Origin of the sequence: Nocardioides marmorisolisilvae (assembly GCF_003725775.1) — a bacterium.
Lineage (GTDB): Bacteria > Actinomycetota > Actinomycetes > Propionibacteriales > Nocardioidaceae > Marmoricola > Marmoricola marmorisolisilvae.
This window is the reverse complement of record NZ_RJSG01000002.1, coordinates 509,835-531,245: the sequence shown is the minus strand read 5'-3', so window position 1 is coordinate 531,245 and position 21,411 is coordinate 509,835. Positions and strand designations below refer to the sequence as shown.

The following is a 21,411-nucleotide window of genomic DNA, read 5'->3' as shown; positions in this document are numbered from 1 at the left end:
GAAGTCTCTCAGCCCTGGCAACTAGAAAAACTGCATGGGGTCCACGGCGGTGCCGTTCACCAGCACGGTGAAGTGCAGGTGGCAGGCGGTGGACCACCCGGTGGTGCCGGCGTAGGCGACGATCTGACCGGTCCGGACCTGTTGGCCGGTGCGCGCCTTGTAGGAGCTGATGTGGTTGTAGATCAGCGTCACCGGCTTGCCGTTGAACTTGCCGACGTCGAGGTAGAGGCGGTTGCCCCACACGTCGGAGTAGTACTCCTGGATGACCGTGCCGCTCCGGCCGGCCAGCAGCGGGACACCGCACGGAGCGTGGAAGTCGTCCCCGTCGTGCAGGCCCCAGTAGCCGTAGATCGGGTGCTTGCGCCAGCCGTACGGCGAGGTCACGTAGGTGTTGCGCACCGGCATGATCAGGAAGCCCTTGTGGCCGCCGCTGTAGCCGCCGTGCTGGTGGCGCGCCCGGGCGAGGATGATCTGCTTGATCCGCTCCTCCTCCTTCTTGGAGCGGGCCAGCTTGCGGGCGTCGGACTTCTTCACCTTCGCCGCCCACGCCGCCGACTTCTGCCGCTGGAAGACCAGCGAGGCGACCTGGGCCGAGTAGGCAGCGGCCTTCTTCTCCAGCGCGTTCTTGCGCGCGAGGTTCACCGCTGCGGCCTGGCGCTGGTCCGCGACGACCCCCTGGTACGCCGCGACCTTGTCCTTCTGCACCCGCAGCAGCGCCTCCGCCGCCTTGAGGTGGTCGAACATCGAGGTCTGCTTGTCCATCAGGTTGTCGATGGTGTTGAACTGCGTGGCCAGCTCGTCCGGGCTCTGGGCGTCGACGATCGCGGTGAAGCGGAGCAGGCGCGGGTCACCGATCTGGTAGTTCTCAGCGGCGAGCCGACCGATGTCCGCGCGCTGCCGCTTCACGTTCGCGATCCCGGTCTTCAGGTCGCTCTGGGCCTTGGTCAGCGCCGCCTGTGCCTTGATCAGCTTCGCCTGCATCTGGGCGTCGAGGACGCGCGCCGCGGTGAGCTGGCCCTGGGTCTGGGCCAGCGTCTGCTGGGCCGAGGCGAGCTTGGTCTGGGCCGTCTTCAAGTTCTTGTACGCCGTGGCCAGCGCCCGGCTGGAGTCGTCCAGGTCCGCCTCGAGCGACCTGACGTGGTTGTGCTGCCGCTTGTTCTTGTCGTGCAGGTCGTCAGCCTGCGCACCGGAGAGGACCGGGGCGCCGAGGAGTGCAGCGGTCGCCAGCACAGCCGCGGTCCTGCGGACCAAGCGGCGGGTGCGGTGCGTTCGGGGAAGGTTTCGCGCCACGGGCCGACCTGTTCATTACTGGGGAAGAAGTGAACTTGTGTGACCGTAGCGGACCGGAGTCAGACTTTGAGGTATTTGCGTGTCGTCACGAGTGTCGGAATCAGGGTCGCGAGGATCCCGAGCGCGGCGACCTCGGCGAGGGCCGTCCCGGCATCGCGCCAGCTGACCCACTCCACGACGTGCAGATCTGGCCTCAGATTGCCGTACACGAAGAAGTACATGACCCCGCCGACGGCGAGGGCGGCACCGGCAACGCCGATGACGGCGGCCACCAACGTCTCCATCAGGAACGGCAAGGAGATGTAGAGGTTCGACGCGCCGACCAGGCGCATGATGCCGATCTCCTTGCGTCGTGCGAACGCGGCCAGGCGGATCGCGTTCGACACCTGGAGCACGGCTGCCAGCAGCAGGAAGGCCGCGACGACCAGGGCGCCCCACTTCATCTTGTTGAAGGTGGTCAGGATCGGCTGCAGCACGTCACGCAGGTCGTTGACCTTGTCGACCCCGTCCATCCCGGACAGCGCGGACTCCACACCGCGGTACTGCTGCGGGTCCTTCAGCGTGACGCGGTAGCTGTTCTGCATGTCGTTCTCGGTGACCGCGGCGTAGATCTGCCGCTCCTCGGCGTCCTTGGAGACGTAGATCTTCTTCCAGGTCTTGAACGCCTGCGCCTTGGTCTCGTACGAGTAGGACGCGACCTCGGGGTGGGTGTTGAGGATGTCGACGATCGCAGCCTGCTGGGCCGGGTTCGTCTCTCCCGAGGTGCAGTGCGGGCTGCGCGAGTTCTGGTTGCAGAGGACGACACTGATCTGGAGCTTGCTGCCCCAGTAGTCCTCCGCCTTGTTCGCCTGGGCGTTCAGGAGCAGACCCAGCCCGACCAGGGTCAGGGAGATGAAGATGGTGACGACGAGCGCGATCGTCATGGAGACGTTGCGCTTCAGGCCGTTGCCGGTTTCCGAGAAGACGTACTTCAGTTGCATCGAGCCAGGCCCCTCAGTGCTGGAAGCCGTAGACGCCGCGGGACTGGTCCCGGACCACGGTTCCGTCGGAAAGTTCGATCACGCGCTTGCGCATCTGGTCGACGATGCCGGCGTCGTGGGTCGCCATCAGCACGGTCGTGCCGGTGCGGTTGATCCGGTCGAGCAGCTTCATGATGCCGACGCTGGTCTCCGGGTCGAGGTTTCCGGTGGGCTCGTCGGCGATCAGGATCTGCGGCCGGTTCACGAACGCGCGCGCGATCGCGACGCGCTGCTGCTCGCCGCCGGAGATCTCGTCGGGCATGCGGTCGCCCTTGCCCTCGAGGCCGACCAGCTCGAGCGTCTCCGGGACGACGAGGTTGATGTGGCTCTTCGGCTTGCCGATCACCTGGAGCGCGAACGCGACGTTCTCGGCAACGGTCTTGTTCGGCAGCAGCCGGAAGTCCTGGAAGACGGTGCCGATCTTGCGACGCAGCGCCGGGACCTTCCAGCTCGCCATCCGGTTGATCTCCTTGCCGGCCACGTAGACGCGGCCGTGGTTGGGGCGCGCCTCGCGCAGCACCAGCCGGAGGAAGGTGGACTTGCCCGAGCCGGAGGCACCGACGAGGAAGACGAACTCCCCCTTCTCGATGTCGACGTTCACGTTGCCCAGAGCGGCCCGGTTCTGGCCCGGGTAGGTCGTGGAGACATTCTCGAAACGGATCACAGTGCTGGCGAGTCTAGGTCGTCCGCCAAGAGGATCGGAGCAGGCACGGGCGCGGTGTGTGGCCCATTTCTCGCGGAAGCACCGCTCTCGTCTAGCCTTCGCGCATGCGCCTGCTCCGCCCGACCGCCCTCCTGGGGCTGATCCTGGCTCTGGTGCTGACCGGGTGCGGCGGCGACCAGACCCCCGCCGCGAAGCCGACCACGACTCCGACGTCGATCGCCCGTCTGGACGCGGGCTCGATGCGGGTCGTCCGGGTGGCCTTCTGCGACCTGGTCCCGCGGACCGCGGTGCGCTCCGCGCTGGGCGCCGGGCCGACGCTGTCCCGCTCCTGGCGCAACGGCGACCGGCTCCGCGAGGCCGGGCGCCAGATCGGCCACGAGTTCGGCTGCGCGTGGTTCGGACCGCACCGGCGCGCGGCCCGGGCGTGGGTGTTCGCGCAACCGGTGCGGCCGACGTTCGCCACCGGGCTGGTGCGCCGCGCCGGCCAGGAGCACGGGTGCCGCGGTACGGCGAGCAGGCTCTTCGGCACGCCGTCGGTCGTGCAGACCTGCCGCGTCGCCCCCGGGGTGCAGCGGATCCGGCGGGCCGGACTGTTCGGGGACACCTGGCTGACCTGCGAGGTCACCGGACCCGTCTCGACCTCCCTGCGGGCGCGGACCGACCGGTGGTGTGTCAGCGTCGCGAGCGCGCTGAACGCCGGGCGGACGAGCGACTAGCTGGCCTCGGCGCCGCGGCGCCAGCGGATCCCGGCCTCGAGGAAGCCGTCGATCTCGCCGTCGAGCACCGACTGCGGGTTGCCCGACTCGAACTCGGTGCGCAGGTCCTTGACCATCTGGTACGGGTTGAGAACGTAGCTGCGCATCTGGTCGCCCCAGGACGCGGCGACGTCGCCCTTCAGGTCCTTCTTGAGCGCCGCCTCCTCGGCCTTCTTCTTGGCGAGCAGCTTGGCCTTGAGGACCACCATCGCCGAGGCCTTGTTCTGCAGCTGCGACTTCTCGTTCTGGCAGGAGACCACGATGCCGGTCGGGATGTGCGTGAGCCGGACCGCGGAGTCGGTGGTGTTGACCGACTGGCCGCCGGGGCCGCCGGAGCGGAAGACGTCGGTGCGGATGTCGTTCTCGTCGATCTCGATCTCGTCGGTCTGCTCGAGCTGCGGCACCACCTCGACGGCGGCGAAGCTGGTCTGGCGGCGGCCCTGGTTGTCGAACGGGCTGATCCGCACCAGCCGGTGGGTGCCGGCCTCGACCGAGAGCGTGCCGTAGGCGTACGGCGCGTGCACCGCGAACTCGGCCGACTTGATGCCGGCCTCCTCGGCGTAGGAGACGTCGAAGACCTCGACGCCGTACTTGTTGCGCTCGGCCCAGCGGGTGTACATCCGCATCAGCATCTCGGCGAAGTCCGCGGCGTCGACGCCACCGGCGCCGGAGCGGATCGTCACGATCGCCTCGCGGGCGTCGTACTCACCGTTCAGCAGGGTGCGCACCTCGAGCGCCTCGACGGACTTCGCGATCCGGTCGAGCTCAGCCTCCGCCTCGGCGAGCGAGTCGGCGTCACCCTCCTCGTTCCCGAGCTCCACCAGCGTCTCGACGTCCTCGATGCGGTCGGACAGGGAAGTGAACCGCTCGACCTCGCCCTGCAGGGCCGAGAGGCGGCCCGTGACCTTCTGCGCGTTGGCCTGGTCGTCCCAGAGGTCGGGGGCAGCGACCTGCACGCCGAGGTCGGCGATCTCGGCGCGCATCGAGTCCAGGTCCAGGACCTTCTCGATGGTGCTCATGGTCGCCTGGAGCTGCTTGATCTCGGAGTCGTAGTCGCGTTGTGCCACGAGGAGCAAGGTTACCGGTCAGGACCGCACCGGAACGCACCGCGGGCCGGGTGGGATCATTCCCACCCGGCCCGCGGCCCTTGCTACGTGCCGATCAGATCGGCAGGGTCCCGAGGATCTGCGTCAGCAGAGCCGACACCTGCGGGTTGGTGGTGACCGGGTCCGTCGCCTGCTGCAGCGCCGACTTCAGCGCTGCGTTCAGCTGGGCACCCTGGGCCGACGGCTTGTACAGCGGCGAGAGCAGCTGCGCGACCGTCACCCCGAGCGGGTTGTTGTAGACCGCCACACCGGTGCCGAGCATGAAGTCGACCACCAGGCAGCTGCCCAGCAGCGGGGTCTCCGACGCCGACCAGGTGGCCGTGCCGAGGAACTCGAAGCTGCGCGGAGCGCTGACCGCACCAGCGGCCACGAACGGCTCCAACCAGACCGGGTACCCGTTCGGCTCGTTGGCCGCCGTGTCAGCACCGAGAACGGCGCTGAACGTGTCCGTCAGAGCACCCTGGGCCGGCGTCCGCATCTTGCCGAAGATGTGGAAGACCGGGCCACCGGCGATGGTTCCGAGCGGGCCGGCAGCCGGCACGTCCGGGATCAGGTCGGACCGCTCGACCGTCCAGCCGTACGGAGCAGTCGGGGCGAACCGCGGCGTGGCCGAGGTGTTCGTCGCCGACTTCGCCGCGAGGCAGCCGTTCGGGACCGAGTCGATGTAGATGCCCAGGATCAGACCGGCCTGCGCCGTGGCGTCGGAGACGATCTGGACCCCGTGCTGCGTCGTCGACGGGTCGATCTGCAGCGCGTCGAGCAGGCTCAACGAGGTCTCGTACTGGCCGTTGTTGACCTTGACCTTGGTCGCGAGCAGCGTGTTGATGTCGATGCCCTTGGCCGCGGCCTGCGTGGCCAGCTTGGTCAGCGCCGCCTTGTACTGCGCATCGAGATCAGTACCGAGCGACGTCAGGGTCCGCTGCGAGCCGTTGACCTTGGCCACGGCGATGAACGCCTGGCTGTCGAGGTCGAACACACCGACGAGACCGTTGGGCGCGGTCGGCGCCTTGCCCTGCGGCTCGTTGATGATCATGATCCGCGGCGTGACGCCGGGACCGGGCTCGACCTTGACCGCCGTGGACGGCAGGCAGGAGGCCGGGTTGGCGGCACACGCGGCCGGGTCGCTCGGGAGCGAGAAGCTCGCCGCGTTCGGCAGCGCGTAGAACGTGGTGTTCTCCGGGGTGCCGGCGTAGATCGGCGTGACCTGGGTGCCGACGGTGAACTTGTTCTCCCGCGGGATCACGTTCGCCTGGACCTTGCCGTTGCCGAAGACGTCGGTGAACTGCTCCTGCCACGGCCGGTAGATGAACGTGGTGGTGGTGGTGACCGGGCCGGGGATCACGGACTTGTTGCCGTTGGCCGGGTCCGGGACACCGATCACGCACGGGGTGGTCTGGCCACCGGTACCGGTCGAGCGGTAGCGGATGGTGTTGTAGTTGGTCGTCGTGACCGTGTACGTACCGGACGGCTTCCCGGCCAGGCTCACGTTGAGCGAGAGGCCGTGGGTGCCGGTACCGGTGTAGTCGCCGATGTAGTTGGCGGCGCTCGGCGCGGGCTGGGTGGCGATCGGGTTGCCGTTGCCGAGAATGCTGACGTCCCGGGCCGGGCTGGTCGCCGTGGCGACGACCGTGTTGTTCGGGTCGGTCACGGAGACGACGGTCCGCGCGGAGTTGTCGGTTCCGGTGCCGGGCAGGTTGCCCTTGCACAGCAGGTTGCTCAGGTTCAGCGCCTTGAGCGTGTTCAGCGAGGACGCCGTGTACGCGGTGTTCGCGATGTTCGCGACCGTGGCGGTCTTGAAGTAGGTGAGCGCGCTGACGTCGACGTTGACGGTCGCCGAGTCGTTGCGGACGACCGGCGGGTTCGTCCCCGCGTCACCGCCCGTGACGGTGGTGGTCGCGGTCGCCGGGCCGAGGATCGCCACGACGGACGCGACCAGCGCTCCGGCGATGACGACCGACCTCGTGCGCCCGAATCGGCCGCGCTGCGGCCGGGAGGCGTGCTTGGGCATGCTTACTCCTTGGGAGGGGGAAAGCCGTCCCCGAGGAGGGCTCAAGGGTGCGTTGGTGCCAAGAATCGAACGGCTCAACGAGCGATTCATGGGACCTGGACAGGTCCGTATATAACCCGCTAGACAGCCCGATTTGTCTCAGTAACCTCACTGGTGCTCACTCGTACAGGTCCGTCCGAAAAATCTGAACTGACCGCACCCGGACACTTGGCGTTCAAACCAGCGCCAACACCGGTTCGGAAAGCGTCGTGACCCTGACGTTGTGACCACCGTCCTGGCGCCACCGGACGCCGGGACCCGTGTTGCCCCTCCCCGGCCCGTGACCGACGTCCCGCGGGTGCTCCGGTGGGTGAGCCTGGGCGTGGTCGTCGCCGGCGTGGTGATGGGTTTCCTCGGGGCTCTGCGCACCGGGACCTCCTGGGACGAGCCCTTCCACGTGATGCGGCTGCGCAACTACCTCGACCACGGGCTGTTCAGCCTGGACTGGTCCTCGAGCCCGAGCGACCCCGAGTCCAACACCGTCGTCTACGGCCCGGTGGCGATGCTGCTGCTGCACGGACTGGGCGTGCTGTCCGGCGTCGAGCACGCGAACACCGTGTCGACCTCGCCCGCGGCGTACGAGGTCCGCCACGTCGGCGTCTTCCTGATCGGGATGGCCGGAACGGCGGCAGCTGCGGCGATCACCCGGATCCTGCTCGGCTCGTGGCGCTGGGGACTGGTCACCGCGGCCACGCTGCTGGCGCTGCCGATGTGGACCGGGCACCTGATGTTCAACATCAAGGACGTCCCGGTCGCCACCGGCTACACGGTGACCACCCTCGCTCTGATCGCGATGGTCGCGCCGGTGCACGGCAACCGGCTGCTCCGCGTCACCGGGCTCGCCGCCGGAGTCGTGCTGATGGTCGGCACCCGGCCAGCGATGTTCTCAGCAGTGCTGGCCGGCGTCGCGATCCTCGCGGTCGGCGTGCTCGCCACCGGCCGGTTCGGCAACGGCAGGACGGCCCTGGCCGAGGCCGCGTCGGGCGTCGTCGTCGCTGCCCTGGCACTGCTCGCGATCTACCCGAAGGTCTTCTCGGACCCCTTCAACCTGCTGCAGTCCGCCGAGCAGTCGGCACACTTCCGCGGTGGCTCGGAAGCCGCGGTTGCCTACGTGCCGTTCTTCGTCGCCGCCCAGGTCCCGCTCCTGCTGCAGGGGTTCTTCGTCGTCGGGCTGGTCGCGGTCATCGGGTTCGCCCGGTCGTCGTGGCGCACCGACCCCGAGCAGACCACCCGGTACACGCTGGTCCTCGCCCAGCTCCTCGCGCTGCCGCTGGTGGCTGTGCTCAAGCAGTCCGACCTCTACAACGGGCTGCGCCAGCTGCTCTTCGCCTCGCCGGCCTGGGCGATCATCGCCACGCTCGGCCTGGCCCGGGCGGTCCGCTGGGCCCGCGAGCGCGGCCGGACCCGGATCCTCGGCGGTATCGCCGCCGCGGCACTGGTCCTCCCGGTGCTCGACCAGGTCAGCCTCTTCCCGTACCAGTACACGTACTACAACGCCGCGCTCGACGCGACGAACGTGCACGTGCCCTCGGACTACTGGCGGGTGAGCACGCGCGAGCTCATCGGGTCGCTGCCGAGGAACGGCCAGATCGTCTGCTCGCCCACGCGGGTGGGCGACACGGCGTACCGGTTCGCCCAGGACACCAGCGTCGACTGCCGCACCGACGAGCTCGGTCCGCTGGCCTCGCGCTGGTCCGCCGAGGGCCTGTCGACGAACGAGCTCCTGCCGCACGACGCGTTCTACGTCATCGTCGACCGGGGGCACCCGACCCCGGGCAACTGCACCCGGCTGGCCTCGGTCGACCGGACCCGGCACCTGCGCACCCTGTCGATGACGTACGCCGCCCGCTGCACGCTGCCCGCACCGACGCTCGGCTCCGCGCCGGTCGTGTTCACCCGCGCCGCCGACTCCGACATGGCGCCCGACCTCTGGGGCTACGCACCCGAGGGCTGGGTCAGCCGCGGCACGACCAGCGCCATCACCGCGCCCGGAGCCTCCGCCGCCCTGGCCTTCCGGGTCCCGGCCGACTGCACCGCCGACGGCTGCACCCTCACCGCCCACGCGGACGCTCCGCTCGACCTCGTCGCCGACCTCGACGGGACGTCCGTCGCCCTGACCCGCACTGACGCCGGCTTCACGGTCGCGCTCCCCGCCGGTACCGGCACCGCCTGGATCACCCTCCACCGCACGTCCGGAGCGCCGCTCGGCCTCCGGGTCCACGAGCTTCACCTGGCACCCACCAACAAGGAGTGAAGGCCATGACCACCAACCTCTGGGTCGTCGTACCCGCCCTCAACGAGGCCGAGAACCTGCCGATCGTGATCCCGGCGATCGTCAACGAGATGGCTCTGCTCGACGTCGAGGGTCACGTCCTCGTCGTCGACGACGGTTCCACCGACAAGACCCGCGAGGTCTCGATCGACCTCGCGGACCGGCTGCCCCGGGTCTCGCTGCTCTCGATGGGCCGCAACCAGGGCAAGGCCACCGCGCTGCGGCACGGCTTCGAGCGTGCGCTCGGTGAGGGCGCCGAGGTCATCGCGATGATGGACGCCGACGGCCAGGACGACCCCGCCGAGCTCGGCGTGCTGCTGGCCCGGATGGCCGACGGCGCCGACCTGGTCACCGGCGCCCGCAACGAGGGCCGCAACGACCGGTTCATCAAGCGCAACACCTCGAAGATCTACAACGGCGCGACCGCCCGCCTCTCCGGCGTACCGGGCAAGGACTTCAACTCCGGCTTCAAGGTGATGCGCGCCGACGTGGCCCGCCAGGCGGCGCCGATGATGTACGGCGAGCTGCACCGCTACCTGACGGTGATCGCGCACTGGTTCGGGTTCCGCACCGCCGAGGTCACCGTCCAGCACCACCAGCGCCTGCACGGCAAGAGCAAGTACGGGCTGGCCCGGTTCTGGCGCGGTTTCGTCGACCTGCTCACGGTCCGCTTCCTGATGTCCTACGAGAGCCGGCCCTCGCACCTGTTCAGCGGCGTCGGCCTGAGCAGCTTCGTCGTCGGCGGTCTCGGCCTGACCTACCTCGCCGCTGAGAAGGTCGCCGGCCAGGCGATCGGCGGACGCCCGTTGCTGATCGCCTCGGTCACCGCGGTGCTCGCCGGACTCCAGTTCGTGCTCTTCGGCCTGCTCGCCGAGCTGGTCGTCTACTCCCGCAATCGCGAGCGCGCGTGAGACCTGCGCTCCCCCGGTTCCCCGCCCCACCGCGCGCGCTGGTCGCGGCCAGTGCCGTCGTGCTCGTGGTCTGCACGGTGCTCGCGGTCCTCGGTGCGTTCCGCGCCGGGATCAGCACCGACGAGCCGATCCACGTGATGCGGTTGCGGAACTACTTCGACAACGGCTGGTACGCGCTCGACTGGGACTACGACGGCAAGGGTCCCGGCAGCGACGGCACCAACACCTTCGTCTACGCACCGGTGGCGATGTTGCTGCTGCACGCCTGGTCGGTGCTCTTCGGGGTCGAGGGCTGGAACCACGTCTCGGGCAGCGCGCACGCCTACGACGTCCGCCACCTCGGCGTCGTCGTGATGGGGCTGGTCGGGCTCGCCGCCGTCGCCGCGATCGGCCGGGTGCTGCTGCGGCACTGGGGCTGGGGCGTCGTCTCCGCCTCGATCCTGGCCGCGATCCCGATGTGGACCGGCCACGAGATGTTCAACGTCAAGGACATCCCGGTGGCGACCGGCTACACGCTGGCCACCCTCGGCCTGATGCTGTTCGTCCGTGCGGAGCGCCCCGGACGACGACTCGCCGCTGCCCGGGCGTTCTGCCTCTTCGCCGGTCTCGTGCTCGCGATGGGGACGCGCCCCGGGATGTGGCCGGGACTGGTCGGGGTCGTGGCCGTCGCGATCGCCGGCATCTGGCTCGCGGCTGGTCCGCGTCGGCCCGCGGTGCTCACCACCGTCGAGCTCGGGGCGGTCTGCGTCGCCGCCGGAGCCGCGCTGGTGGCCATCTACCCCAAGCTGTTCGGCGACCCGTTCCGCGCGCTGCCGCGCACCACCGAGGGCTCCTCGAAGTTCCGGGACGGCGTCCCGCCAGACCGTCTCTACGTGCCGGCCCACCTGGCCTCGGAGATCCCGACGCTGCTGCTGTTCTTCATCCTCACCGGCCTCGTCCTCGGCGGGCTCCTGGTTGCCCAGCGGTGGCGCACCGACCCCGTGATCGCCGCCCGCGTCGGTCTGGTCGGATTCCAGGCGGCCGCGATGCCCGTGGTCGCCATGCTGGTCGGCTCGGACCTCTACAACGACCTGCGCCAGCTGCTGTTCTCCGGACCCGCGTCGGCCGTCCTCGGTGCCTACGGCATCGCCTGGTGGCTGCAGCGCCCGCGACTGCGGACCCGACGCCTGGTCGCGGTCGCGGCTGTCGCCGGTCTGCTGCTCCCGCTGGTCGACCAGATCACGCTGCAGCCCTACCAGGTCACCTACGCCAACTTGGCCAGCGACGTCGCCGCCGGCCTCACGCACGCGGACGATGCGCACCCGGGCAGCGACTTCTGGCGGGTGAGCATCCCCGAGCTGATCGAGGCCCAGCCGCTGAACCACCAGCTGCTGTGCAAGGCGACGGTGTCGAAGGAGACCGACCGCGCCTTCCGCTTCATCAACGGCGGGCAGTACTCGACGAGCCGGAGCCTGGACTGCCGCGAGGAGGCCAACGGGCCGTTGGCACCGGAAGGGCTGACGGTCAACCGCGCCCCCGGCGACCGGGTCTACGACGCGGTGTTCCTCAAGGAGGCCCCGCCGAACTGCACGCCGCTGAACAAGGTCACCCGGTGGCGGCACGGCTTCGACGTCACGCTGACCGTGCTGGCGCGGTGCAGCAACGACCCGCCGATCATGCCGCCCGAGGGCGTCTACGCCGACAGCACCGCGCTCGCCACCGCGCAGCTGCGCGACCTGTGGCGGTTCGCCGTCGACGGCTGGGAGCGCTGGCCGACCCGCTTCTCGCTCCAGGCCCGCGCCCCGCAGGCCTGGATCTCGTTCCGGCCCGGCGGCCAGTGCCGGGTCTACGGCTGCACCCTGCAGATCAGCGGCTACGGACCCTCCGACCTGACCGCACGGGTCAACGGCGACCTGGTGCGGGTCCAGCGCACCCCCCAGGCGATCGGCGTTCCCATCAGCGTCGAGGAGGCCGGCAACCCGCACGGCATCTGGGTCTCGCTGCGGCGTGCCTCCGGAGGAACGCTCGGCGTCACCATGACCGGGCTCTCCGAGCGCGAGCTCGACCAGGACCACTTGAAACCAACGGAAGGCCAACGATGAAGAACGCATACGTCTCCGGGATCCGGGCCCTGCGCCGGGTGCTCGCCGCCATCGGGGTGCTCGGTCTCCTCGACCGCTGGGCGGCCCGGTCCCGGACGGGGCTGTGGGTGCGCTCCCTGCTGTCGATCTACGACCTCGAGGACCTGCTCCCGTACGACGTCCCGTGGTGGACCTTCAAGGCCTCCGACGAGGTCGCGGCGGTGCTGGAGAAGAAGCCCGACGCGCGGGTCTTCGAGTGGGGCTCGGGAGCCTCGACGGCCTGGCTCTCGCGCCGTGCCGGGTCGGTGACCTCGATCGAGCACGACGCCGCCTGGGCCGAGATCGTCCGACCGGTGCTGCCGGCGAACGCCGCCGTCACCGTCGTCGCGCCGGCCCGGGCGACCGGTGCCGCCGGCGAGGAGCTGAGCGAGAAGGACGGCTTCGCCGGCCTCGACTTCGCCGAGTATGTTGCGGCCGTGGACTCGACCCAGGGCACCTTCGACCTGATCGTGGTCGACGGACGCGCCCGCAACGCCTGCTTCCGGCACGCGGTCAGCCGGCTGGCACCGGACGGCGTCCTGGTCTTCGACAACGTGGACCGCGAGCGCTACCGCGACGCCATCGCCGACTCCCCGGTTCCGGTCGACGTCGAGTGGACCCGGGGCCTGACCCCGGCGCTGCCGTACCCGACCCGGACCGCGTTGGTGAGGCTGCGCTGAGCTCCCGCGCCACGCAGGTTCTCCGGGCCGCCTTCCTCCTCGCGGTCGTCGTCTTCGCCTGGCTCAGCCTGCGCGGACGCTTCGACGAGGTCGGCCACGCCCTGGCCGACACCTCCCCTGCGGGTGCCGCCGGCGCGCTGGTGCTCGTGCTCCTCGGACTGACGGCGACCGGCGTCCTGTGGCTCCGCCTGATGGCAGCCCTCGGTGCCGAGCTGCCGTTCACCGACGGCTCGGCGATGTTCTTCGTCGGCCAGCTCGGCAAGTACATCCCCGGGTCGGTGTGGTCGATCGGTGCGCAGGCCGACCGGGCCCGGCGCCACGACGTGCCGCCACGGGTCACGGTCGCTGCGGGGCTGCTCTTCCTCGGCTACAACGTCGACACCGCGGCCCTGGTCGGGTCGCTCGCGCTGATCAGCGGCAGGCTCGACCCGGACTGGCCGACCTGGGTCCCGTGGGTCGGCCTGGTGGTGAGCCTGGTCGGCCTGGCGCCGCCCCTGGTCCGGCTGCTCGCCCGCAAGATCGGGGGCCGCGAGCCCTCCCTGGACCTCGCCGGCACCGGTGCGGTCGTGGTGCTGCTCGCCCTCGCCTGGGCCTGCTACTCGGTGGCCCTGGTGCTGCTCGCCCCCGGCACCCCCTGGCACGACCTGGTGGCGCTCGGTGGCGCGTTCACGATCGGCTACGCCGTCGGCGTCGTCATCGTCTTCGCCCCGGCCGGGGTCGGCGCGCGGGAGACCGTGTTCGTGCTGCTGCTCACCCCGATGCTCAGCGTCGCCGACGCCACCGCGCTGGCCCTGGTGGCCCGGGTGGTGCACACCGCTGCCGACGCACTCATGGCCGCCGGCTGGTCCTACGCCGCGCGCAGCCGGATCTTGAGCGAGCCCAGGTCCACGCCGTAGGGCAGCGGCTTGCCCGGCTTGAGCCGCGGCCCGGACTCGACCACCGGGTCCGCCTTCGTCAGGAGCGTCGCCAGGAACGCCTGACCCAGGAAGATGCTCAGACCGGCGCCCGGGCATCCCTGCGGGCCGTGGCTGAAGAAGTTGAACGACCAGTCGCTCGCGGCGTCGCCGCTGACCCACTCCTCGGGCGCGAACCGGTCGGCGTACGGGACGCGGGCGCGGTTGCGGTGGTTGAACAGGTTGTGGATCAGCACCTGCGTCCCCGCCGGCACCAGCTCGCCGTTGGAGAACCGGACGTCCTCGGTGGTCACCCGACCGAACAACCCGGTCGTCGGCCAGAGCCGCATGGTGTCCTGGATGCAGCCGGCCAGGTACTCGGCGCCGGCGATCGTCTTGCTGGTGTCCAGCCGCTTGCCCGCCAGCTCGGCGCGCACCTCGGCCAGGGCCAGCGGGTGGTCCGCGAGCACGGCGATCGTCCGGAAGAGGTTCGCCGGCAGGGTGTCGCCCATCGCGAACAGCCAGTGCACGAGCTGTCCTGCCGGGTCGACGTCCGCCCCGCGGTTCTTGACCGCGACCGCGCCGACCATCCCGGTGAGCGCCGCCGGGTCGGGCGCATCGACGTACTCGGCGAGCAGCGCGTGGAACTGGTCGTAGCCCTTCGCGGGCTTGCCGGGCATCTTGTTGCCGGCGTCCATCAGCTTCGCGAGCTGGGTGGTGATCTTGCTGTCCTCGGCCGCCGCCTCACCCAGCACCACCCGCCGGGTGAGCCTCTGGAACGCCGTGTTCACGTCCTCCCACGCCAGCGGTCGATCGAGCTCCAGCAGGGCGTCGGCCTCCTCGGCCGCCTTCGCGATGAAGCCCTTGGCGAGCTTGTGCGTGGGCTTGCTGGTGTTCAGCACGGACTCGGCGAACGCCCTCCGGCTCGACCACAGGTCACCGCGGGAGAGCGTGAGGGCGTTCGGCTGGAACGCGGTCATGCCCTTCTTCTTGGCGTCCGGGTCCGAGGCGAACGGCGAGGGCGACCCGCCGAGCACGATCCTGATGTCGTCGGGGTGGTGCACGAGGAGCGCCTCCTCGGCGACGACGCGCACGTAGAACGGGTCGACGCCGTAGCGCTTCACCAGGCCCGCGGTGCAGCGGTACGCGAGCAGGTCCGCCTGCACGAGGCTGGCGGCCGAGACGACCGGCTGGCGCTTGCGGAACAAGCCCTGCACCACGTTCGGGACCGCGACCTGGGTCGAGAACAGCACCCCGTCCGCGAGCGAGGCGTGCTTGAAGTCGAGGCTCAAGCGCCGGCCTTCCGCCACGGGGCGAACGCGTTCTGGCTGCCCTCGAGCGCGCCGGCCAGCTCCGGGAAGTGCCGGACGATCACGTCGCCCATGTTGTTCCGGTCGATCCACTCGATCCCCTGCGCGGTGTAGATCTCCGGGGTGTAGTCGCGGGTGAAGAACCGGTCGCTCTTCAGCCGGCGCGACGCCATCAGGATGAAGATCCGGAACGCGGTGTCGCTGAACCCGAAGCCCTCCGGCGGCTTCTCGCCGAGCAGGCCCACCTGCAGGTCGACGTCGTCGACGGAGTCGTAGAGCGCCTCGATCTCGGCGTTCCACTGCGGGTTGTCGGTCAGCTTGTCGAAGGACTTGATCCGCGGCATCCGCAGCTGCTCGCGGAAGTCGTTGTAGCGACGCACGCCACGTTCCCGGTCGCGGAGCACGTCGACGGCTCCGAGGTCCAGGTGCTGGCCGGTGACCCGGGTGTGGTCCATCAGCGCCCGCGGGTGGTTGTGCAGCGTGATGGCGCCGGGGTTCTCGGTGCCGAAGTGGTACATCAGGTCGGACCAGCCGAACTTGTCGACCGCGGCCCGGGTGTCGTTGCCCATCAGGTCGTTGAACTCGACGTTCTCGATCAGCTTCCCGGTCCTGTGGTCGTGGATCGGGTAGTCGTCCGGGATCAGCGGGTGCAGCCGGTAGACGGAGATGAACTCCTCGGTGATCGCGAACGAGGCGCCGTGGTGCTTGAGCTCGGAGCCGATGATGCCGGCGCCGGCCTCGAGGTCGAGCAGCTTGGTCAGGCCGCGGGTCGCCTTCATCCAGGCCGGCAGGGCGCCGTACCAGTTGGCGTGCATGCCGGTCTGCAGCACCGGGGTGTTCAGGATGCCCGGGGTCCACTCGACGGTGTGGATCTTCGCCATCAGCGCCGCGTTGATCAGGCGGGCGGTGAGGAACAGCTTCTCGTCGTCCCAGGACGGGTAGGACTTCTTGAGCATGTCGCAGATCGCGTTGTGCTCCTTGACGAACAAGGTGTGCAGCAGCGCGAGGCCGACCCAGTAGTTGTCGTTGAAGCCGGTGCGGTCGATGCCGCGCAGGACCGGGTCCTCCTCGAGCGGCAGCTTGCCGTCGATGAGGGTCATCTTGCCGTCCTCGCCGGAGCGCATCACCCGGTTCTGGTCCTCGCTCGAACCGTAGATGGCCGAGCCGTCCCACCAGTGCGTGACCTTGTTGAGGTAGGTCGCCGGGCGGCCGTCCTCGGGGTCGCGGGTCCGGTCGCCGATGGTCCGCTCGACGACCATCGAGTCCTCGGACCAGTCGTCGTCCTCGGCCAGCTCGATCTCGAGCAGCCGGTCGGGGTCGTTGGTGCCGTGCCCGAACCAGCCGTGGTTCTGGAACTGGATCCAGGCGGCGGCCAGCACGTTCAGGCCGGTCGCCGGGGCGAACTCGTCGCGCCAGAAGAGCTTGCGGCTGACCTCGCGCGGCGACGGGTTGAGCAGCCGCGGGGGCTCCTCGGCCGCCGTCTGGTCGAGCGGGAAGTTGCGGCCGAACCGGGTGCCGGCCGAGCCCATCTTCGCGTCGTACGGGTCCTGCATGGTGCCGTCGTAGGTCCGGTACGGCGGGAGGTTGTCGAGCTCCTTCTCCTCCGCGTCGTCCCGGGTGTCGTGCAGGTTGTCGTGCCGCAGGTCCTCGCGCAGCGCCGCCAGGTTCAGCGCGCCGGCCGGCCCGGGCAGCTTGTGCCAGGGCACCCCTGCCTTGTTGACCGTGCGCCACACAGCGGCGTTGGTCCCGGTGATGATTCCGCGGATCGATGGCACTTCAAGACCCCCTAGTCCGGCTCCCTGCTGCGGAAGTTACCACCGGCGCACCGGCAGCGGGAGGGTTCGACATCCCGGTGTTGAACGGCTCAGGCCTCGCGCTCGAGCACCTCGGTGAACCGCAGCTGCTCCAGTCCGAGCGGGTCCTCGGCCCCGGCCTCGATCTCGTCCCAGGTGCGCGGAGCGGCGACCGTGGGGAACTCCCGTCCCCGCAACGAGTACGGCGCGATGGTGGTCTTGGCCCCGACGTTCTGCGACCAGTCGAAGAACACCTTGCCGCCGCGCCGCGCCTTGGCCATCTGCGAGACGACGAGCTTGGGGTGCGCAGCCTCGAGCTCCTCGGCCACGTCCTTGGCGTAGTCCCGGACCTCGTCCGAGGTGCGCGAGCGGTCCAGGTCGGCGTACAGGTGGATGCCCTTGGACCCGCTGGTGACCGCCCAGGTCTCCAGCCCGTCCGCGGCCAGCCGCTCGCGGACCATCAGCGCGACCTGCGAGCACTCCATCAGCCCGGCGGGCTCGCCCGGGTCGAGGTCGATGACCATCCGGTTCGGGTTCTCGGGCCGGCCGTCGGCGTCCACGGTCCACTGGTGCACGTGCAGCTCGAGCGCAGCCAGGTTCACCATCCAGGTCAGCGTCGCCAGCGAGTCCACGACCGGGAAGCGCAGCTCCCCGTCCTCCTTCGACTTCGTCCGCGACCCGCTCGTCGGCACCGTCACGACCCGTACCCAGCTCGGCGTGCCGCCGGGGACGTTCTTCTCGAAGAAGCTCTTGTCGCCGGTGCCGTGCGGCCAGCGGATCCGGGTGACCGCGCGGTCGGCCAGGACGGGCAGCAGCTTCGGGGCGATCTGTGCGTAGTACTGGAGCACCTCGGCCTTGGTGGTCCCGGTGCGCGGGTACATCACCTTGCTCAGGTTCACCAGGGTCAGCGTCCGGCCCTCGACGTCGACCTGGACCTCCGTGCGCTCCACCATCAGCCGAGGTCCTCCGGGGTCAGGTCGGTGCGGATCCCGCGGTAGGCCGGCTGGCGAAGCCGGCCGTCCGGGGTCAGGGTCAGGTACTGCACGTCCACGATGATGCTCGGCTCGACCCAGACGGTGCCCACGGTGTCGAGCCTCGGGAGCGCCTCGGCGAAGGGCGAGGTCGTGACGGCCAGAGGCCGCAGCAGCTCGCCGAGCTTCTGCCCGGCCTTGCCTGCGATGCCGGAGCCGACCCGGCCGCGGAAGACCAGACCGTCCTCCGTGGGCTCCCCGACCAGGACGGCACCCAGGCGCTGGTCGCTGCCGGTCTCGTGCCGGTAGCCACCGACCAGGTACGACCCGGTCGGTCGGATCGGGAACTTCAACCAGTCCTTGCTGCGCCGGTCCGGGAAGTACAGCGAGGTCAGCTTCTTGCTGACGATGCCTTCCAGGCCCTGGGCTTCCGCCGCCTCGAGCAGCACCGCACCGTTCTCGTACGTCGGGGGCACCTGCCAGGCGACGTCGTTCAGTCCGAGGTTCTCCAGCGCCTGCCGACGGCTCTCGAACGGCTGCCGGGTCAGGTCCTCACCGTCGAGCGCGAGCAGGTCGAAGACCAGGAGGGTGACCGGATTGGTCTGCGCCAGCTGTGCGGCCTTGCGGGCGTCGCGGACGTGCATCCGGTCGGCCAGCGCGCTGAAGCTCGGGACACCGGAACCGAGCGCGACGATCTCGCCGTCGAGCAGCAGGTCGTGGCCGAGGTCGGCCAGACCGAGCAGCTCCGGGTACGCCGGCGTCACGTCGTTCTCGTTGCGCGAGGTGATCCGCACCCGACCCCCGGCGACCTCGACGAGCGCCCGGATGCCGTCCCACTTCACCTCGTGGGCCCACCCGGTCCCTGAGGGCACCTGGTCGCCCCGGGTCGCGAGCATCGGCTTCATGGCGCCATCTTGGCAGGCACAGCGCTCTCTGCCCGACTGGCGCCGGGCGCGCTGTGCCTCCCCTGCCGCTCAGCGCCCGGGGCGCGTTCAGGTGGTCATCAGCCTCCGCGGCTGAAGGTGACCGGTCCCCCGTTGCCGCCGGCGGGCGCCCGGAAGGTGCCGCCGGCCGGGAACTGGAAGTTGCCCCGGTTGTTGACCGAGGTGGCCGCTCCCTTGATCGCCTGGTCGACGTTGGCCAGGACGACCCGCGTGCCCGCGCTCAGACCACTGCTGATCGCGACGGTCCGGGACCCGACTGCGCCCAGCTGCACCGTCTTGCGGGTCAGCGTGCTGCCGTTCCACGTGCTCACCGTGGCCGTGGTGCCCGAGCCGCTGCGGGTGACCGCCGACGTCGGCACCGTGACGACGTCCTTCGCTGTCTCCAGCACGATCTGGATGCTGGCGCGCGATCCGGCCGGCAGCGAGATCGTCGGGTCCTCGACGGTCACCGTCACCGGGTAGGAGGTGGTGCCCGTCGAGGAGTCCGCGACCAGTCCGATCGCGGTGACCTTGCCGGTGGTCTTCTTCGAGATCCCCGGCACGCTCACCCGGACCGTCTGGCCCACCTTCACGCTGTCGACCTGGGACTCGCTGACGGTGGCGGTGATGGTGACGGCGTTGCCACCGACCACGGTGGCCACCGTGCTGCCCGCGGTGACCTGGTCACCCACGGCCGTGTCCAGCGCGACGACCGTGCCGGACCGGGTCGAGCGCAAGGTGGCTTGCGCCAGGTTCTGCTGGGCGGCGATCACCGAGGCCTGCGCCTCCTCGATCTTGGCCTGGTCCGACGCCAGCTGCGCCGCGGTGACCGTCTGGCCGGTGGCGCCGTTGCTGCTCGGGCTGCTCGACTGCTGGTCGGAACCGTCCGAGCTCGGCGTGCTGGCGTCCGACACCGCGGCCTTCGCGTGCGCCGGGGTCTGGCTTCCCTGCACCGTGCCGAGCGCCTGACTGAGGACCTTGCCCAGGGCGTCCAGCGCCTTCGCCAGGTCGTCCTGGGCCTGGCTGACGACGTCCTGGGCCTGCTGGACCGCGGCCAGCGCGGCGTCGCAGTCGTCACCGCTGCCGTCGTCTGTGGGTGAGTCCGTCGGCGTTGCGGTGGCCGTGGCCGTCGCGGTGGGCGAGGGGGCGCAGGCCGCCTGCTGGGCGGCCAGGGCCTGCTTGGCCGCGGCGATCGCCTGCGAGGCGTGGCTCTGCGCCACGATCACCTGGCCCTGTGCCTTCCGCAGCGCCTTGAGCAGCCTCGCGGTCGCAGCAGAGCTCTGGTCGTTCCCCGTCGGCGTCGAGGAGCCCGACGGCGTGCTCCCCGTGTCCGACGGGGTGCTGGACTGGTCGCTCACGGCGCTCGCCTGGGCGTCTTCGTCGGACGCCAGCTGGGCGACCGCGCGGGCGTACTCGGCCTTGGCCTGGGTCAGCGCCGCGTCGAGGTCGGTGGTGTCGAGCTTCCCGATCGCCTGCCCCGCCTTCACCGAGTCACCCTCGGCGACGAACAGCTTCGCCACCGTGCCGTCGGTGCCGAAGCCGAGGTCGGCGCGATTGGCTGAGTCGACCGAGCCGGTCGTCGCGAGTGTCTCCTCGACATCGGAGATCGTCGCCGCGACCGTGCGGTAGCTGGCGGTCGCGTCATTGCCGGTGACGGCGTACGCCGTGCCGGTGCCGAGCACCGCCAGGGTGGCCAGCCCGATCACGGGCCACCGCAGTCGTCGTCGGTCGAACCGCATCACGACGCCTGACCGGTCGTGCTCGACCCGTCGCCCGAGGCGCCGCCCGGGCCGCCGTTGCGCGAGCGGAAGAACCCGCCACCGCACTCACCGTCGACCGCTGCGGAGAGCGCGACCGTCTTGGCCGTGACCGCACCCGTGGAGTCGGTCGTGCCCTGGGCCGTCATGCAGCCGCCGGTCTTGACGTCGGAGGCGCTTGCCTTGGCATTCGTCGTGAAGGTCGTGCTGCTGGTCGTGGTCACTGCGACCGAGGTCGTGGTGGTGTCCGAGGAGCCCGTTCCGCCGGGCCGGGTGGCCTCGACCTTGAAGCCCGATCCGGACACCGCGGTGACCTTGCCGACGGCGCCGAAGCTCCCGCGGAACTGGCCACGACCGGTGCCGTTGGTCGGGGCACCGCTCGGCAGGTTGCTCGGCGCGCCGCTCGGCGGGGTGCCGTTGAAGTTCGGACGCTGCCCGCCGCCCGGACCACCGAACCCGGTGGTGCAGTCGCCGCTGGTGGAGGTGATCCGGACGGTCGCGGCAGTCACCTTGGTGTCGTCGGTCGAGGTGCTGTCCGACGAGCTGGTGTCGCTCTGGCTGGGCATCGCCACGACGCAGTCGCCGACCTTGACGTCGGACTGCTTCGCCGCCACCTGCTGGGTGAAGGTGGTGTGGGAGTTCCAGGTGACGGCGACCTGGCCGTTCTGCTGGCTCTGCACCTGGGCGGTCGACCCGTCGACCTCAGCGATCTTGCCGCTGGCTCCGGGGAACTGGCCGCCGTTGCCGTTGTTCTGGGTGGTCTGCGGTCCGGCGTTCGAGGTGTTGGTCGTGCCGTTGTCGTTGCTCTTGCTGCCGCAGGCGCTCGCCCCGACCAGCAGTACTCCGACCCCGCAGGCGGCCGCGATGCGACGCCCGGTGGTCATCCGCGAGTACAGGGTGCTGTTCATGGTTCTCCTCGTT

At 70.2% G+C, this 21,411-nt stretch carries 17 protein-coding genes; 6 read left to right on the top strand and 11 right to left on the bottom strand.

All coding sequences use genetic code 11. The features are described 5' to 3' along the window. Window positions 1-21 precede the first annotated feature (21 nt). The 3 genes from EFL95_RS06255 to ftsE form a co-directional block, all read right to left on the bottom strand. Window positions 22-1,230, bottom strand: a complete 1,209-nt coding sequence (locus EFL95_RS06255; RefSeq protein ID WP_123233184.1) for a M23 family metallopeptidase — start codon at window positions 1,228-1,230, stop codon at window positions 22-24. Window positions 1,231-1,349: 119 nt separating this feature from the next. Further along, window positions 1,350-2,270 (bottom strand): permease-like cell division protein FtsX, encoded by a 921-nt coding sequence (gene ftsX, locus EFL95_RS06250; RefSeq protein WP_123233183.1) that lies wholly within the window; start codon window positions 2,268-2,270, stop codon window positions 1,350-1,352. Window positions 2,271-2,283: 13 nt separating this feature from the next. Continuing rightward, the gene (gene ftsE / locus EFL95_RS06245) at window positions 2,284-2,973 is read right to left on the bottom strand and encodes a cell division ATP-binding protein FtsE (RefSeq protein WP_123233182.1); all 690 of its coding nucleotides are present in this window, start codon (window positions 2,971-2,973) and stop codon (window positions 2,284-2,286) included. A gap of 104 nt (window positions 2,974-3,077) precedes the next feature. Between ftsE and EFL95_RS06240 the strand changes: the two genes are divergently transcribed. Next, window positions 3,078-3,689: a hypothetical protein gene (locus EFL95_RS06240; protein WP_123233181.1), complete on the top strand. Its 612-nt coding sequence runs from the start codon at window positions 3,078-3,080 to the stop codon at window positions 3,687-3,689. Here the strand turns inward: EFL95_RS06240 and prfB are convergent. Together prfB and EFL95_RS06230 are read right to left on the bottom strand one after the other, a co-directional pair. Beyond that, entirely contained in the window at window positions 3,686-4,795 is a 1,110-nt protein-coding gene (gene prfB / locus EFL95_RS06235; protein ID WP_123233180.1) for a peptide chain release factor 2, read from the bottom strand. The two genes, EFL95_RS06240 and prfB, sit on opposite strands and share 4 nt — an antisense overlap. Before the next feature lie 94 nt (window positions 4,796-4,889). Continuing rightward, window positions 4,890-6,842 (bottom strand): hypothetical protein, encoded by a 1,953-nt coding sequence (locus tag EFL95_RS06230; protein WP_123233179.1) that lies wholly within the window; start codon window positions 6,840-6,842, stop codon window positions 4,890-4,892. Window positions 6,843-7,104: 262 nt separating this feature from the next. Between EFL95_RS06230 and EFL95_RS06225 the strand changes: the two genes are divergently transcribed. Genes EFL95_RS06225 through EFL95_RS06205 form a run of 5 tightly spaced genes read left to right on the top strand, consistent with a single transcriptional unit; the run spans window position 7,105 to window position 13,739 of the window. Continuing rightward, window positions 7,105-9,135, top strand: a complete 2,031-nt coding sequence (locus tag EFL95_RS06225) for a hypothetical protein (RefSeq protein WP_148044995.1) — start codon at window positions 7,105-7,107, stop codon at window positions 9,133-9,135. 5 nt (window positions 9,136-9,140) lie between these two features. Further along, the gene (locus EFL95_RS06220; RefSeq protein ID WP_123233177.1) at window positions 9,141-10,064 is read left to right on the top strand and encodes a glycosyltransferase family 2 protein; all 924 of its coding nucleotides are present in this window, start codon (window positions 9,141-9,143) and stop codon (window positions 10,062-10,064) included. After that, entirely contained in the window at window positions 10,061-12,145 is a 2,085-nt protein-coding gene (locus EFL95_RS06215; RefSeq protein WP_148044994.1) for a hypothetical protein, read from the top strand. Before EFL95_RS06220 ends, EFL95_RS06215 begins: the two co-directional genes overlap by 4 nt. Beyond that, window positions 12,142-12,843: a class I SAM-dependent methyltransferase gene (locus EFL95_RS06210; protein WP_123233175.1), complete on the top strand. Its 702-nt coding sequence runs from the start codon at window positions 12,142-12,144 to the stop codon at window positions 12,841-12,843. The genes EFL95_RS06215 and EFL95_RS06210 overlap by 4 nt, the downstream gene beginning before the upstream one ends. Next, on the top strand, window positions 12,777-13,739 hold the full coding sequence (locus EFL95_RS06205; RefSeq protein ID WP_123233174.1) for a lysylphosphatidylglycerol synthase domain-containing protein: 963 nt from the start codon (window positions 12,777-12,779) through the stop codon (window positions 13,737-13,739). Before EFL95_RS06210 ends, EFL95_RS06205 begins: the two co-directional genes overlap by 67 nt. Here EFL95_RS06205 and EFL95_RS06200 read toward each other — a convergent pair. From EFL95_RS06200 to EFL95_RS06175, 6 genes are all read right to left on the bottom strand, one after another. Then, window positions 13,691-15,028 carry a cytochrome P450 gene (locus EFL95_RS06200; RefSeq protein WP_123234825.1) on the bottom strand — a complete coding sequence of 446 codons (1,338 nt, stop codon included), beginning with the start codon at window positions 15,026-15,028 and terminating at the stop codon, window positions 13,691-13,693. The genes EFL95_RS06205 and EFL95_RS06200 overlap by 49 nt on opposite strands. Continuing rightward, window positions 15,025-16,821, bottom strand: coding sequence for a peroxidase family protein (locus EFL95_RS06195; RefSeq protein ID WP_221176341.1), 1,797 nt, complete (start codon window positions 16,819-16,821; stop codon window positions 15,025-15,027). Before EFL95_RS06195 ends, EFL95_RS06200 begins: the two co-directional genes overlap by 4 nt. Before the next feature lie 89 nt (window positions 16,822-16,910). After that, a complete protein-coding gene (gene ligD / locus EFL95_RS06190) occupies window positions 16,911-17,792 on the bottom strand; it encodes a non-homologous end-joining DNA ligase (RefSeq protein ID WP_123233173.1) in 882 nt (293 codons plus the stop codon). Beyond that, a complete protein-coding gene (ligD, locus tag EFL95_RS06185; protein ID WP_123233172.1) occupies window positions 17,792-18,715 on the bottom strand; it encodes a non-homologous end-joining DNA ligase in 924 nt (307 codons plus the stop codon). The genes ligD (EFL95_RS06190) and ligD (EFL95_RS06185) overlap by 1 nt, the downstream gene beginning before the upstream one ends. Before the next feature lie 98 nt (window positions 18,716-18,813). After that, a complete protein-coding gene (locus tag EFL95_RS06180; protein WP_123233171.1) occupies window positions 18,814-20,472 on the bottom strand; it encodes an efflux RND transporter periplasmic adaptor subunit in 1,659 nt (552 codons plus the stop codon). Beyond that, window positions 20,472-21,398 (bottom strand): hypothetical protein, encoded by a 927-nt coding sequence (locus EFL95_RS06175; protein WP_123233170.1) that lies wholly within the window; start codon window positions 21,396-21,398, stop codon window positions 20,472-20,474. Before EFL95_RS06175 ends, EFL95_RS06180 begins: the two co-directional genes overlap by 1 nt. Window positions 21,399-21,411 lie beyond the last annotated feature (13 nt).

Coding starts and splice junctions, on each gene's coding strand:
- ftsX (WP_123233183.1), bottom strand. CDS start 2,270: ATGCAACTGAAGTACGTCTTCTCGGAAACCGGCAACGGCCTGAAGCGC.
- EFL95_RS06240 (WP_123233181.1), top strand. CDS start 3,078: ATGCGCCTGCTCCGCCCGACCGCCCTCCTGGGGCTGATCCTGGCTCTG.
- EFL95_RS06230 (WP_123233179.1), bottom strand. CDS start 6,842: ATGCCCAAGCACGCCTCCCGGCCGCAGCGCGGCCGATTCGGGCGCACG.
- EFL95_RS06220 (WP_123233177.1), top strand. CDS start 9,141: ATGACCACCAACCTCTGGGTCGTCGTACCCGCCCTCAACGAGGCCGAG.
- EFL95_RS06210 (WP_123233175.1), top strand. CDS start 12,142: ATGAAGAACGCATACGTCTCCGGGATCCGGGCCCTGCGCCGGGTGCTC.
- ligD (WP_123233173.1), bottom strand. CDS start 17,792: ATGGTGGAGCGCACGGAGGTCCAGGTCGACGTCGAGGGCCGGACGCTG.
- ligD (WP_123233172.1), bottom strand. CDS start 18,715: ATGAAGCCGATGCTCGCGACCCGGGGCGACCAGGTGCCCTCAGGGACC.
- EFL95_RS06180 (WP_123233171.1), bottom strand. CDS start 20,472: ATGCGGTTCGACCGACGACGACTGCGGTGGCCCGTGATCGGGCTGGCC.
- EFL95_RS06175 (WP_123233170.1), bottom strand. CDS start 21,398: ATGAACAGCACCCTGTACTCGCGGATGACCACCGGGCGTCGCATCGCG.